This is a genomic window from Xanthobacter sp., assembly GCF_041911315.1.
Taxonomy (GTDB): domain Bacteria; phylum Pseudomonadota; class Alphaproteobacteria; order Rhizobiales; family Xanthobacteraceae; genus Xanthobacter; species Xanthobacter aminoxidans.
Genome location: NZ_JAYRPE010000079.1, coordinates 1 through 14,074 on the forward strand (window position 1 = coordinate 1; position 14,074 = coordinate 14,074).

Sequence of the window (14,074 nt, forward strand, 5' to 3'; positions counted from 1 at the left end):
CGCCTTATCCGGAGAGTCCGGCGACCGCGCTGCGCAGCCTGGAGGCTCCGCGCGGACGCCTCTTGCCACCCACCACCACCAAGGCTCAAATCAACCTAGGACTCTCGTTATGGCTGGATGAGAAAAGGGGGTCACGTCAGCCGACACCAGCCCCTTTCCAGCCCGCCGAGCACACCCCCATTGACGTCAGCGATGCGGAGCTAAAGCTATAGTTCGGCACTAATTGAAGGATTCACTTTTCCTTGAATGGCGAGGGCGGGGCATTTGGTGAGAAAAAGCCCACTGCGAGCTGTTGCCGTTGGGTGAAATAACTAGCTTTCCCACTCAGCTACAGGAGATTGATTTTCCGAGCCCACAGCGCCCCGCCCCTGGGCACCATTTCGCGCTCCAATAGCGTCCGAAGCAATCCTCAATCCTGAAAAATCAATAATTTAGCCCGTCTTGCCCATCCGGCAAGGTGCGGTTGCATCCGGCGAATCTGGGGGTAGCTTTGAGGGTATCGGCTCCATACCCCCAGCGGCAATACCCCCACCGATGGCACTTACCGACCTTGCCATTCGCAATCTCAAGCCCTCAGAGAAGCCGTTCAAGGCGTCGGACAGCGGTGGGCTGCACCTCCTCGTCAGTCAGAACGGCTCGCGCCTCTGGCGGCTGAAGTGCCGCTTCTGAGGCAAGGAGAAGCTCATCGTCTTGGGCGCCTACCCGATCGTCACGCTCGCCAAGGCGCGCGAGAAGCGAGACGAAGCCAAGGCCCAGCTCGCGGACGGCATCGATCCTGCCAAGGCCCGGCGCGAATCGCGCATGGCGGCGCGCCCTCGATTCATTCGATGGGCAGGTGACGACGCGCACGGCGCTGGCCTTGCTCCCGCTGCTCTTCCCCCGTCCCGGCGAGCTTCGCGCGGCCGAATGGGCGGAATTCAATCTGGACAAGGCCGTCTGGACCATTCCCGCCGCGCGGATGAAGATGCGCCGTCCCCACCGCATCCCCTTGTCGACACAGGCAGTGGCGCGCCTGCGCGAACTGCACTTGCATACGGGAACCGGGCGCCTCGTTTTCCCCTCTGTCCGATCCACTGTGCGCTCGATCTCGGAAAACACCCTGAATGCCGCCCTGCGCCGCATGGGCTACACCACCGACGAAGTCACGGCCCACGGCTTCCGCGCCACCGCGTCAACGCTGCTGAATGAAAGCAGCCAGTGGAACTCCGACGCCATCGAACGCCAGCTCGCCCACGAGGACGCCGACGCCATCCGCCGCGCCTATGCCCGCGGGGAGCATTGGGAGGAGCGGGTGCGGATGATGCAGTGGTGGGCGGACAAGCTGGAGGCGTGGAAGGGGAAGGGGTGAAGCTACGCCCAACTCGCTGAGAGTAACTCGGCTTGTCGCAGAACCGTCTGGACCGCCGCATCCTGAAGATCGGGCGGATATCCGTGCTTCCGCAAAACCCGCTTCACCAGCACCCGCATTTTGGCTCGCGCGCTCTCCCGGTGCGACCAATCCACCGAGGCGCTACCCTTGAGGCCGACGAGCAATTCATGGGCGATCACCTTCAGCGAATTGTTGCCCATCACCTGGACCGCACTCTCATTCTCGGCGAGCGCGTCATAAAAGGCGATTTCGTCAGGCGACAGGCCTTCTTCCTCGCCGCGCACGCGGGCTGCCCGCACATCCCTTGCAAGGCCGATGAGTTCCTGAAGTACCTCAACAGTGCTGATCGCATTCGTATGGTATCGTGCGATTGCCGCCTCAAGGCGCTCCGAAAATCTCTTGGTCTCGACGACATTCGTGCGGGTACGCGAGTGGATTTCATCATTCAGCAGCTTGCGCAGGGCCTCTAGAGCGAGGTTCTTTTTCTCCAGCTGCTGAACTTCGGCAAGAAACTCGTCGGACAGGATCGAGATGTCGGGCGTCTGGAGCCCTGCGGCGCCGAGGATGTCAACGATCTCGGTCGAGATCACCGCGCGGTCGAGGATCTGCTGAATGGCGAAGTCACGTCCAACGCTGCCGTTGCCACCCACCGCGGTCATCTTGACGAGTGCGGCGCGCACCGCCTGGAAGAAGCCCACCTCGTCCCTGATCCCGCGCGCGTCGTCGCTGGCGGCAGCTAAGGCGAAGGCTTTGGACAGGACGAGCACCGCATCCTGATAGCGGCGATGCTCGCGCCTCTTGTCCTCGTCGCTGGTGACGCGGGCGGCAGCCTCCTGCTGGCGCGCCAAGATCCATTCCATGGCTTCGGCCAGCATGGCGAGACGCTCGTAAGGCGTGCCTGTGATGCCGCGCTGATAGTCGAAGCCGTGATACATGGCCGCGACGGCCTCATGTGCCTCAAGCAGGGCGGCGACGGCTTCAGCCTCGTTAATCCCCGTTTGCCGCTGATCGGCGCCGGAATACTGGCCGAGTGCGGCTTTCAGGTTCTGTGCGATGCCAATATAGTCCACCACGAGGCCCGCGGGCTTGTCGCGGAACACGCGGTTCACGCGGGCGATGGCCTGCATCAGGCCGTGGCCCTTCATTGGCTTGTCCACATACATGGTGTGCATGGACGGCGCATCGAAGCCAGTCAGCCACATGTCGCGCACGATCACCAGTTTGAGCGGATCGTTTGCATCCTTCGCCCGGGTGGCGAGCTTTTCACGCCGTGCCTTGCCGCCGATGTGCTGCTGCCAGTCCGGAGGATCGGAGGCCGAGCCGGTCATCACCACCTTTATGGCGCCGGCCGCGTCGTCGTCGCTGTGCCAGGCAGGACGAAGCGCGATGATCTCGTCATAGAGCGCGACGCAGATGCGCCGGCTCATGCACACCGCCATGGCCTTGCCGTCTAGGGCGGCGAGGCGGCTTTCCAAATGCTGCACCAGATCCTCGGCGATCATCTTCAGCCGCTTGCGTGAGCCGACCAGAGCTTCGATGGTCGCCCACTTGCGCTTGATGGCCTCCTGCTCGGTGACGGCCTGATCCTCAGTCAGCTCCTCAATCTCGGCATCGATGCGAGGCTTCTCGTCCTCCGGCAGCGTGATGCGGGCGAGGCGGCTTTCGTAATAGATCGGCACCGTGGCGCCGTCCTCCACCGCGCGGGAGATGTCGTAGATGTCGATATAGTCGCCGAACACCATCGGCGTGTTCACGTCGTCCTTCTCGATGGGCGTTCCGGTGAAGCCGATGAAGGAGGCGTTGGGCAGCGCGTCGCGCAGGTGCTTGGCGAAGCCGTAGGCCATGGCGCCGGATTTTTCCACCCGCGCGCCGAAGCCGTACTGGCTGCGGTGGGCCTCGTCGGCGATGACCACCACGTTGCGGCGGGAGGTAAGGGTGGGGTAGCTCGCCTCGCCGATGCCGGGCGCGAACTTCTGGATTGTGGTGAAGATCACGCCGCCGGAGGCGCGTTGCAGCTCGGTTTGCAATTCCTCGCGGCTATCCACCCGAACCGGCGTCTGGCGGATCAGATCGCGGCACATGGCGAAGGTGTTGAAAAGCTGCTCGTCGAGATCGTTGCGGTCGGTGACGACGACGATGGTCGGGTTCTCCATGCCGGGATGGCGCACCAATTGGCCGGCATAGAAGGCCATGAGCAGGCTCTTGCCGGAGCCCTGCGTGTGCCAGATGACGCCGATGCGCTTGTCGCCCGCCGCGTGGTCCTGAGCATCGGGAAGGCCGTACTTCGCCGGCTCCTCGTGGAAGCCGTCGGGCTCGCTTCCCGTGTTCAGCGCCAGGGCGCGCAGGGTGGAGGCGACGGCGCGCTTGACGGCGTGGAACTGGTGATAGCCGGCGATGATCTTGGCGAGGCCCGCGCCGGTCTCGCCGAACACGGTGAAGTCGCGCACCAGATCGAGCAGGCGGCGGCGCTCGAACACGCCTTCGATCAGCACGGAAAGTTCCGGCTGGCCCTTAGGGGCGATGGCGGCGCCGTCCGTGGTGCGCCAGGGCATGAAGCGCTCCTGGTCGGCGGTGAGCGAGCCGATGCGGGCGGAAAGTCCGTCTGAGGTGACGAGCACCGCGTTGGTGTGGAACAGGGCGGGGATCTGCGTCTTGTAGGTCTGGAGCTGGGTATAGGCGCCGGCGAGGGTGGCACTCTCGCTACCCGGCGCCTTCAGCTCGATGACGCCGAGGGGCAGGCCGTTTACGAACGCCACCACGTCCGGCCGTCGGCTGAAGCCGCCCGCGACGATAGGAAACTGGCGGGTGGCGAGCCAGTCGTTGGCGTCCACAGCATCGAAATCGATCAGCCGCACCGTGTCGCCGCGAATGGTGCCGTCCTCGGCGTAATATTCCACCGGCACGCCCTCCACCATCAGCCGGCTGAGGCGGCGGTTCTCCTCGACCAGGGAGGGCATCTCGGTGGCCAGCACCTTGCGCAGCGCATCGCCCCGCGCCTCGGCGGGGATCGTGGGGTTGAGCCGGTCGATGGCGGCGGTAAGGCGCTTCAGGAGGATGACGTCGGAATTGCTCTCCCGCTCCGGCGCCGTCCCGTCCGGCCCGATCTCCGCCTCGCTGGCGCAGGCATAGCCGAGCGCGCCGAGCTGATCGAGCATGAGCTGTTCAAGGGCGGCTTCGGAGAGGTAGGCCATCACAATCCAGCCAGATAATCGAGAATGACCCCAAGCTCGGTGAAATCCTTCGGCGCAAAGTAGACGAGATCGGCCCGCCCAAGTTCGGGCATCTTCTCAAGAGCGCTGTGGCGGCCGTAGTTCATTTTTCCGTCGGACCCATGGACTTTGTACAATTTACCAGCAGGAGAAAACGAGGGAGTTAGACTTTTTCCGATCAGGCCAGCAGCCCGATCCTGAAGCATCCATATATTTGTCGGTGCCTCGGGGTTCCTTTCAACCATCAATTCCATCGTGCCGGATCGCGTTCGCAGCACATAGCGTCTTGCCTTGGAAGCTTGATGTCCCAAGGGATGCTCTTCAGCCAGAAGGTCGAGAGCTCGTTCAGCGACGCTCTTGAGCGTCGAACGTTCGATCATGATTGTTGCGCCCTCTTCTCGTAAGGAGCCGTGGCGCGGAGGGATTGGCTGAAGCCACGGAGCGTCGAGACACGCACTGTCACGCCGCTGCGAGCTATAACTGAGCCGGCGTTCATGCCACCTCCTCGATGACTTTCTCGGCGTCCTTCACACGGATCTCGCCGGACATGAGCTTGGGGAGGAGAAGGTCGCGGGTGGCGGCGAGTGACGCGTTTTCAAGCTTGTTCAGACGTTGTCTTTGCCAGAAGGGCTCAAGCATGGATGCAAATTGCTTTTCAACATCGGACGAAGGCTTGATCACAACGTGTTCATGTAAGTGATTCCGATTGATCCCCGGAACGGCTCCTTTATCAGAATAAATCATAAAATCTATAGAATTAAGAATATAAAAAACAAATCGCGGCGCCGATCCTTTGAAATCACGGACATAGAGCGCTGTGTTTAGCGGCCAAAAATCCTCTTCGATGAAAAAAGCATGGCCGATCGTGCCATATCGACCTGTTACGACGCCCGGCGCCGTTGCCATCGATTGGTTGTGTGTACCCGAAAAACCGGAAGAAGAAATGATCGGGACTGATCCCTGCTCTCTCTGGGCAATCGGCAAGTCATAACCGCGCTTGAGTTCACAAAGATCCAATAAGCGACGATGTTGCCACCCCTCCGGCTTCCCCTCCTCATCCAGCCGTTCAGGAAACAGCGACCAGATGTCCGGGGCGAGGTAGGGCGCGCGGCCTTCCATCTTGGCGCGGGTGGGGCCGAAATCGACGAACCAATCCTTGAAAATCGCCCGCGCCATCGCCTCCAGCGTCTCGTTCATCCGCCGGTTGAGTTCGATCTTGTCGTCGAGGGCGCCCAGAATGGAAGCGATGGCATTTTGCTGTTCAATAGGGGGAAGGCTGATCGTCAGGCGGAGTTGATCGCGCAGGCTGAGATACGGAGCCATATCAGTGCTGTGCGCCATGCCTGACAACTGTGACTGGAACTCGCTGCCGAGCGACCAATAATATAGGAATATCTGATTCAGTCGCTCTGCATTTCGACTTCGCCAGTACGACAAATGCGGAGAATAGACGGCACCAACTTGCTCGCGGCGAATTCTCCCTACGCGACCTGTTGAGTTCCCCTTTGTGGTGATAACAACATCATCAATTCTGCTGATTTTCGGGCCAAATTTCGTGACATCGGCTGAGCGAAATCTCACCGGCTTATCAAAAACAAACCCGCTATTCTGCAAATATGCGCTTCGTAAGAAAACGGGGCCACCTTCTCCTAATTCGTCGTTCTTGGCGCGGTAGCCATCTCCAACGTCAAGACAGCATTGCCTGACCAGGTCGTGAAATTGAATTGCATTGCGATTCACTGAAAAATCCTCGCAAGCTGTAAGACAATCTGATCTGACTTGCGCTGGCTATCTGCCAGTTGGTCCTCCAACTTCGCCCTCAAAGCCTCAAACCGCTCCGCAAACGGCACCGCGTCCTCCTCCGCCTCCTCTGCCCCCACATAGCGCCCCGGCGTCAGCACGAAGCCGTGGCTGCCGATCTCCTCCAGCGTCGCCGCCTTGCAGAAGCCGGGCACGTCCGCATAAGTCCCCGCGTCAGCCTCGCCGCGCCAGGCGTGGTAGGTGCGGGCGATCCTGTCGATGTCGGTGTCGGAGAGTTCCTTGCGGGTGCGGTCCACCATGTGGCCGAGCTTGCGGGCATCGATGAACAGCACCTCGCCGCGCCGGTCGCGCAGCTTGGCGTTGCGGGCGATGCCGTTGGAGCGGTCTCGCGCCAGGAACCACAGGCAGGCGGGAATCTGGGTGGAATAGAAGAGCTGCCCCGGCAGTGCCACCATGCAATCCACGACCCCCGGCGCGTCCTTCACCCCCTCAATCAGCGCTCGGCGAATCTCACCCTCGCCATTCTGGGTGGAGGACATGGAGCCGTTGGCCAGCACCACCCCCGCCACGCCCGCCGGGGCGAGGTGGTGCACGATATGCTGCACCCAGGCGAAATTGGCATTGCCGGCGGGCGGCACGCCATAGCGCCAGCGCACATCTTCCCGTAGCCGCTCGCCGCCCCAATCGGAGATGTTGAAGGGCGGATTGGCGAGGATGAAGTCGGCCTTCAGGTCGCGCAGCTCGTCCTTGTGGAAGCTGCCTTCGTTGTTCCATTTGATGTCGGCGTCGATGCCGCGCACAGCAAGGTTCATCTTGCACAGGCGCCACGTGGTGTAATTGCTCTCCTGCCCGTAGACGGCAATATCGCCGATGCGCCCGCCGTGCTCCTCCACGAAGCGCTCCGACTGGACGAACATGCCGCCCGAACCGCAGCAGGGATCGTAGACACGCCCCTTGAACGGCTCCAGCATCTCCACCATCACCCGCACCACCGAGCGCGGGGTGTAGAATTCGCCGCCGCGCTTGCCCTCGGAGCCGGCGAACTGGCCGAGGAAATATTCATAAACCCGGCCGAGCAGATCGCGCGCCGCGCCCTTCTCCTGCCCCAGCGCGATATTGGAGACAAGATCGATCAACTCCCCCAGCATCACCGCATTGAGCGCGGGGCGGGCATAATCCTTCGGCAGCACACCCTTGAGGTTCTCGTTGTCCTTCTCGATGGCGAGCATCGCCTCGTCGATGAGCTTGCCGATGCCCGGCAGCTTCGCATTGGCCTGAAGATGCGACCACCGCGCGGTGGGCGGCACCCAGAAGACATTGTCGGCGGTGTATTCGTCCCGATCCTCGGCGCCCTCGGGATAGGTCGCGAGCAACTCGGTTCGCTTCGCCTCGAAGCTGTCCGAGATGTGCTTCAGGAAAATGAGGCCGAGGGCGACGTGCTTGTAGTCCGACGGCTCCATGTTGCCGCGCAGCTTGTCGGCGGTCTTGAACAGCTCCGCCTCGATGCCCAGGTCGCCGCCTTTGCCGTTGCCGTTGGATGGACCGCGGGACGTCTTCGACTGGGTGGGCGGGGCAGGCGGCTCCTCGGCCGTCGCCTCCTCGGCTTCCATGTCCTCTGCGTTGGCGAGCCGGACCGAGCCGCCCCGTCCTCGGCCGGGAAGAATTACACCCTCGTCAATCAGCTCCGCCTTGACGGCGTCATAGGTCGCCCTCTCCCATGCGAGGGCTTCGAGCAGGCGCCCATTGCCGGCGGACCCGCCAAGCTCCCCGAGAAGAGCGGTAAATTTGTCCTTGAGCACCTGCCGCGCCATCTCGTCTGTTATCCCCAGTCCGACCACGTGCGATCCGCCAGCACGACTCAACCCGTCCGATCGCCCATATTCAGGGTTGCCGAAATAGCGGCAATACCTCTTTCCGCTCCGGTGACAATTCCGCTTGCAGAATGCGAGCTAAACGCCGCGCGCCTTCAGGAAGGCGGCAAGGTCGCTCGCCAGATCGCCGGTATCGATGCGCCGCGCCTGACCTCGGCCTTGTGGAGGCCATTGATCGTCTCGGCGATTGCGTTGTCGTAGCTGTCACCCACGCTGCCGACGGAGGGCTCGATGCCGGCTTCCGCCAGGCGCTCGCTGTGGCGGATGCTCACGTATTGCGAGCCGCGATCACTATGGTGCACGAGGCCGCCGCGATGAACAGGGTGGCGCTCATGTAGGGCCTGCTCCAGCGTATCCAGCACGAAGCTGGCATGGGCTGTCCTGCTCACCCGCCAGCCGACGATGCGGCGGGCATAGGCGTCGATCACGAAGGCTACGTAGACGAAGCCGGCCAAGTCGACACATAGGTGAAGTCCCGCTTCGGAGGCAAGGAGATGCTCATCGTCTTGGGCGCGTAGGCCGTCGCGCGACGCCGTGATGGCCTGCCTGCCGTTTGGGATTAAGCTCAATCCGACGGCCGGGGTCTGAACCCAATGTCCTACTGGCTCGGACACGGCGGCAAGTCGATGCCGAGCAGCCGTGCGGGGGTGTCTTTCATCATCTTGCGGACGTCAGCGAATGGCATGCCTAGATCGAGGAAGGTTCCGGCGAGCATGCGGAGGGTTTCGGAGGCTGGGGGAGACCATTCGAAGAAATAATCGGAGGTTATGATCGCCCGGTCGGCGCTGATTTCCGAGATGATCTCCATGGCCAGCCTGGGAGAGATGCGCTGGAATTGAGGCAGCATGCCGAGGGTGCAGAACTCGCAGACGGCATCGAGCGCAACCATGTCCCGGATTTCCTCGCGTGACGCCGCGACCGAGTTGCTGTCCGGGTGGGAAAAGACCACGGACTCGATGCCGAAGTCCTTGGCCTTCTGGGCCACGGCAATGCTCTCCTTCGGCGATATGTGCGCGGTGCAGACCAGCATCTTGTGCTCGGCCGCAACGGCGAGGCACTCGCACACCTCGGGGAGAACCCGCCCGGCTTCGTCGATGGCCCTCAGGCCGGCCTCGCGCGTGAGGCCCGCAGCACGGGGGAGAATGTGGCCGAGATGCCGCGACATGCCGCTCCGCTCCCGGTCATGGGCGGCGCCCCATGTGGGAAAGAACATGACGCGGGCGCCCTGCCGCGCGGCGGCCTCGACGGCAAGCGGGCTGAAGCCGCCTGCGATCGGATTCAGCGTGATCGAGGCGTGGACATCGATGCCCGGTACCATCCGGCGCAGGTGATACGCGCGCCCGACGGTCGGCCACATGTGCGACTTCAGCACGATACCGGCCATGCCAGCGGCGCGTGCGATGGCGAGCTCGTCCCAATCCTCATGCCGGGTCCGGTGATCGAAGGCGATTTCCGGATAGCCGTGATGGTGCAGGTCGATGGCCCCTCGCACCAGTTCATCTGCCGGGGAGGGACCTCCCGGGGGCCAGGGATACGGGAATTCGCTCATGATTTTTGCCTCTCCAGGATGTTCGCCTCGAACGCCCTGATCTCCGACAGGCCGAGCGCCGCGTTGGTTTCGGACAGGCTCGCCATGCGGTCCATCCAGGAGCGGGAATCGCCGGTCGCCTTCAGGTCGGCGAGGAAAGTCGAGACCTGGCGGACCATGATGCGGACCGTCGAGCTCGGGAAGATCACGATGGAGAAGCCCATGGCCTCAAGCTCTACGGCTGAGAAGAGGGGCGTCTTGCCGCTTTCGGACATGTTCACCATCAGGGGGCCATCAAGCTCGCGGCCGATGATGCGCAACTCTTCGGCGGATTCCGGCCCGTCGACGAACAGCACATCGGCACCGACCGCGCGAAACTTGCGGCAGCGGGAAAGCGCGGCCTCCATGCCGCGGGGGCCGCGGGCATCTGTCCGGGCGATCACCACCGTATCGGCCTGGCGGGCGGCCAAGGCGGCGTCGAGCTTGCGCAGGGCGACATCTTCGGGCTCGACGATTTTTCCGTCCATGTGGCCGCACTTCTTCGGCCACGCCTGGTCTTCGATCTGGACGGCGGCCACGCCGAGCGCCTCCATGCCGCGCACCGTGCGCGCGACATTGGCGACATCGCCATAGCCCGTGTCGCAATCGACGATGAGCGGGAGATCGGTCACCTGCCGCGTGGCCCGCACCAGCTCGGCCTGCTCGGCATAGGCGATGAGTCCGATGTCGGGGACGCCATGGCGCGCCGCGGCCGCGGCGTACCCGCTGACGTAGGCGGCCTCGAAGCCGGCCCCCTCAATGAGCTTCAGCTCCAGGGGGGAGCCCCCGCCGGGCACGATCAGGATCTCCGGCCGGGTGAGGCGGGCGCGCAGAAGCGCTGCGGGATGGGGCAATGCGACCTCCTCGGTTTGTGGGGACGGCGCGCCCTGCTGCGCGGCGCTTCAGAGGGCCTCGCGGGTCCGGTGGGCCGGTGTCGCCCAGCGTTCCAGCCGTCCGATCAGCCAGTCGAGACCGCCGGCGAGAACGAGGACGATGAGCACCCCGAAATAGACCTGCGGTGTCTGGAACATGGTGCGGTACTGGGTGATGAGGAATCCGATGCCGCCGGTGGAGGCGAGCATTTCCGCCACCACCACCCCGATGATCACCAGCGCGCCGCCGAGCCGCAGGCCCGCGACCAGCGCCGGCAGGGTGGCGGGGATCATCACCTCGAGGATCTGCTGGCGCCTGTTCGCGCCCATGCTGCGCGCCGCGAGCAGGAGGCGCTCATCCACGAGCTGCACGCCCGCCGCTGTCGCCAGTGCCATGGGAAACAGGCCATACATGCCGCCGAACCAGATCTTGGACTGGGGTCCGATGCCGATCCAGGCGATGAGGATCGGATAGATCACCACGAAGGGAATGGCATAGGCCGAGGACAGCAGCGGAAGCAGCGTGAGCCGAAGCCCCCGCACACTGCCGAGAATGAGCCCGATGCTGCCCCCGCCCACATAGGCGATGACGAGGCCCACCGCGATCTCGCCCAGCGTCGTCAGCAGGGCCGGTGCGAAGATGCCGAACGAGGTGAAGCCGACCCCAAGGGTGGCCGAGAAGGGCGCGAGAATGACCGGCGGCACCAGCCCCGCCCGGGGCAGGATTTCCCACGCGGCGATCAGGCCGGCGAGGAGCAGGACCTGGAGCTGACGGACGCTGATGAACGGGCGCGCGGCCCCGGATGCGTCGGAGGTCATGTCAGTCCTTCCGGATGAGGCGCCAGATGTGATCCCTCAGGCGCCCGAACTTTTCCGTCGCCATCATCTCGTAGGTGCGCGGACGCGGCAGATCGATCTCGATGCGTTCGAGGATCCGTCCGGGCCTATGGCTCATCACCACGACCTCGTCGCACAGATAGACCGCCTCGGTCAGGCTGTGGGTGACGAAGATCACGGTCTTGCGACGCTTCTCCCAGATGTTCAGCAGCTCGTTGCCCATGGTCATCCGGGTCTGCTCGTCGAGGGCGGCGAAGGGCTCGTCCATGAGCAGGATGTGCGGGTCCTGGCAGAAGCCGCGGGCGATGGAAACGCGATGGCGCATGCCGCCCGAAAGCTGGTTGGGCAGGCGATCCTTGAACTCCGACAGGCCGACGAGATCGAGGAAGGCGTCGGCGCGCGCGCGCCGCTCAGTCTTGCCGATGCCGCGCACCTTCAGCGGAAACTCCACGTTCTCGCGCGCCGTCTTCCATGGCAGGAGGCTCGCTTCCTGAAACACCACGCCGACCCGCTCGGGATCGGGCCTGGACAGCTCGGTCCCCTCGACCACGATGCGCCCTTCGCTCGGCTGCATCAGGCCCGCAAGCATCAGCAGCAACGAAGATTTTCCGCAGCCGCTCGGCCCCACGAGGCCAACAAACCGGCCCCGCTCGACGGTGAAGTTCACGTCGTCCAGTGCCTTCACGGCCCCGGCGCCGTAGATGTGGGAGATATGCTCCACGGCCACATCCACCGGCGCGGGTCCCGCCTGGCCGGCACCGGCCGCGCCGCGTTCGTCGTCCGCCGCATCGAGCTTGCCGGCCGTCAGCCTCGCCATTTTCCGACCTTTCTCTCGTAGGCGCGCAGGGCCTCGTTGACGGTGATGCTGAGCAGGGAAACCAGAAGGACGCCCGCATAGAGGTCCGGCATCTGGAAGGTCTGCCCCCAGGTCGCGATCCGCGCACCCATGCCGGCGCGCGCCACCGCCATCTCGGCGAAGACCACACCGGTGATGGAGAAGATGACGCCGAGCCGCATGCCTTCGACGATGAAGGGAAGCATGGAGGGCCAGTAGATCTCGGCATAAATCCGTGCCCGCGAGGCACCGTAGGCGCGGGCGAGCTTCACAAGCTCTGGCTCGACGCTCGCCACGGCCGCGACGGTGCTGATGACGAGGACGAAGATGGCCTGGAAGACGCCGAATGCCACCTTCTGCCCGAAGCCGATGCCGAACAGCAGGATGAAGGCAGGCAGGAATACCGATTTCGGCACGCTCGCCAGGAAGTAGAAGAAGGGTTTGAAAACCCGTCCAATATAGTCGTTTTCGGCGAGCAGCAGGCCGCAGCCCACCCCGAGCGGCGCGACGATGGCGAAGGCGAGTGCGACCTCGCTCGCGGTGATGGCGAGATCCTTCACGACGCTGCCCTCGGAGAGCAGCACGATGAGCTGCTTCAGGACCTCGGAGAACGGCGGCAACAGCGTCGGATCGGCAAGGCCGGCCCGCGGTGCGAATTCCCACAGGGCCGCGACGATCGCCACGGCCCCGAACTGCACGGCGCGGATGCGCCAGCTGTGGGGTGATGCGGTCATGGCCGGTCAGGGCGAAAGCGGCGTGACCGGCACGAACTCGGTGGTGTAGAGCGAGGCTGCCGGTGGCAGCTCCTTCATCCCGGCGAGCGTCGCAAGATTGAGGGATTCCTGAACCCACTCCTCCTTGAACGCGCCGTCGGCGGAGAGCCCCTTGACCGTATTGTCGAACTCCTCGCCGGCAACAGCTTCGCCGAACTTCGTGGCCTCATCGATGAACTTGACCGTCCACGCCCGGTTTTCCTGCATGTAGCGGACGGCACCATAGAAGGCGGCGAGGAATTTCTTGACGGCCTCGGGCTTTTTCGCGATCGCCTCGTCGGAGGCGACCCACACGTCGGGGACATTGGGCTTCATGGCCGTGCCCAGGTCGACGACCACGCGTCCGAGCCCCGAGCTGGCGATGCGGTAGGACACCGGCGGGAAGGCAACCACGGCATCCACATTCTTGGCGGTGAGGTTCGGAATGAGGCCCGAGCCGCCGACGGGAACGCGCGTGAAGGTGCCGCCCGACTGGCTCTCCACCCACAGGGCAAAGAAATCGGTGGCGGCGCCGGGCGAGCTGGTGCCGACCTTCTTGCCCACGAGATCCTTGATCGTCTTGATGGCGGAATCTTCGCGCGACATGACCCACCATCCGCGTGGCGTGATGGTGCCCGCGCTGATGATCCTCGCCTTCACGCCCCGTGCCCTGGCCAGCGCCAGCCCCGGGGGAATGAAGTTGACGATGTCGGCTTCACCGGCCGCGAGCGCCTCCATGGAGGCGCTGCCACCCTGGTAGCCGGAGAATTCGACGTCCACGCCCGCCTTCTTGAAAAGCCCAAGCTTCTCCGCCGCCATGATCGGCAGGACCGGGCCGTAGTTCGGTGTGCCGCCGACACGCAGCTTCGGGTTCTGCGCGCATGCGGGGGATGCGAAGGCCAGCAGCGCAATGCCGGCGGCACTCAGGAATACGCGCCTCGTGGCCGAGATCATTTTCGTCCTCCCAGATGTGGTTGGGCCTCTTGTTGATCGAGGCCTCT

Annotated in this window: 10 protein-coding genes and 2 pseudogenes; 1 reads left to right on the top strand and 11 read right to left on the bottom strand. The window is 63.9% G+C overall.

Annotated features, from left to right (window positions below):
- The first annotated feature begins 534 nt into the window (after positions 1-534).
- Positions 535-1,348: pseudogene (locus tag ACE3QW_RS22695) on the top strand (tyrosine-type recombinase/integrase).
- 2 nt (positions 1,349-1,350) lie between these two features.
- Here the strand turns inward: ACE3QW_RS22695 and ACE3QW_RS22700 are convergent.
- The 11 genes and pseudogenes from ACE3QW_RS22700 to ACE3QW_RS22750 form a co-directional block, all read right to left on the bottom strand.
- On the bottom strand, positions 1,351-4,560 hold the full coding sequence (locus ACE3QW_RS22700; RefSeq protein ID WP_374254192.1) for a type I restriction endonuclease subunit R: 3,210 nt from the start codon (positions 4,558-4,560) through the stop codon (positions 1,351-1,353).
- A complete protein-coding gene (locus tag ACE3QW_RS22705) occupies positions 4,560-4,958 on the bottom strand; it encodes a hypothetical protein (RefSeq protein WP_374254193.1) in 399 nt (132 codons plus the stop codon). Before ACE3QW_RS22705 ends, ACE3QW_RS22700 begins: the two co-directional genes overlap by 1 nt.
- Positions 4,959-5,070: 112 nt before the next feature.
- Positions 5,071-6,318, bottom strand: coding sequence for a restriction endonuclease subunit S (locus ACE3QW_RS22710; RefSeq protein WP_374254195.1), 1,248 nt, complete (start codon positions 6,316-6,318; stop codon positions 5,071-5,073).
- A complete protein-coding gene (locus ACE3QW_RS22715; RefSeq protein ID WP_374254197.1) occupies positions 6,315-8,177 on the bottom strand; it encodes a type I restriction-modification system subunit M in 1,863 nt (620 codons plus the stop codon). Before ACE3QW_RS22715 ends, ACE3QW_RS22710 begins: the two co-directional genes overlap by 4 nt.
- A gap of 173 nt (positions 8,178-8,350) precedes the next feature.
- A pseudogene (locus ACE3QW_RS22720) lies at positions 8,351-8,685 on the bottom strand (DDE-type integrase/transposase/recombinase); the annotation flags it as partial.
- A 123-nt stretch (positions 8,686-8,808) separates the two neighbouring features.
- Complete coding sequence (locus ACE3QW_RS22725; protein ID WP_374254199.1) at positions 8,809-9,759, bottom strand: DUF6282 family protein; 951 nt, start codon at positions 9,757-9,759, stop codon at positions 8,809-8,811.
- Positions 9,756-10,631 carry an oxaloacetate decarboxylase gene (locus ACE3QW_RS22730; protein ID WP_374254201.1) on the bottom strand — a complete coding sequence of 292 codons (876 nt, stop codon included), beginning with the start codon at positions 10,629-10,631 and terminating at the stop codon, positions 9,756-9,758. The genes ACE3QW_RS22725 and ACE3QW_RS22730 overlap by 4 nt, the downstream gene beginning before the upstream one ends.
- Positions 10,632-10,679: 48 nt before the next feature.
- On the bottom strand, positions 10,680-11,468 hold the full coding sequence (locus tag ACE3QW_RS22735) for an ABC transporter permease (RefSeq protein ID WP_374254203.1): 789 nt from the start codon (positions 11,466-11,468) through the stop codon (positions 10,680-10,682).
- A gap of 1 nt (position 11,469) precedes the next feature.
- A complete protein-coding gene (locus ACE3QW_RS22740) occupies positions 11,470-12,303 on the bottom strand; it encodes an ABC transporter ATP-binding protein (RefSeq protein ID WP_081837682.1) in 834 nt (277 codons plus the stop codon).
- A complete protein-coding gene (locus tag ACE3QW_RS22745) occupies positions 12,291-13,055 on the bottom strand; it encodes an ABC transporter permease (RefSeq protein WP_051679178.1) in 765 nt (254 codons plus the stop codon). Before ACE3QW_RS22745 ends, ACE3QW_RS22740 begins: the two co-directional genes overlap by 13 nt.
- A 6-nt stretch (positions 13,056-13,061) precedes the next feature.
- Positions 13,062-14,027 carry an ABC transporter substrate-binding protein gene (locus tag ACE3QW_RS22750; RefSeq protein ID WP_374254205.1) on the bottom strand — a complete coding sequence of 322 codons (966 nt, stop codon included), beginning with the start codon at positions 14,025-14,027 and terminating at the stop codon, positions 13,062-13,064.
- Between the last annotated feature and the right edge of the window lie 47 nt (positions 14,028-14,074).

Coding starts and splice junctions, on each gene's coding strand:
- ACE3QW_RS22700 (WP_374254192.1), bottom strand. CDS start 4,560: ATGGCCTACCTCTCCGAAGCCGCCCTTGAACAGCTCATGCTCGATCAG.
- ACE3QW_RS22705 (WP_374254193.1), bottom strand. CDS start 4,958: ATGATCGAACGTTCGACGCTCAAGAGCGTCGCTGAACGAGCTCTCGAC.
- ACE3QW_RS22725 (WP_374254199.1), bottom strand. CDS start 9,759: ATGAGCGAATTCCCGTATCCCTGGCCCCCGGGAGGTCCCTCCCCGGCA.
- ACE3QW_RS22735 (WP_374254203.1), bottom strand. CDS start 11,468: ATGACCTCCGACGCATCCGGGGCCGCGCGCCCGTTCATCAGCGTCCGT.
- ACE3QW_RS22740 (WP_081837682.1), bottom strand. CDS start 12,303: ATGGCGAGGCTGACGGCCGGCAAGCTCGATGCGGCGGACGACGAACGC.
- ACE3QW_RS22745 (WP_051679178.1), bottom strand. CDS start 13,055: ATGACCGCATCACCCCACAGCTGGCGCATCCGCGCCGTGCAGTTCGGG.
- ACE3QW_RS22750 (WP_374254205.1), bottom strand. CDS start 14,027: ATGATCTCGGCCACGAGGCGCGTATTCCTGAGTGCCGCCGGCATTGCG.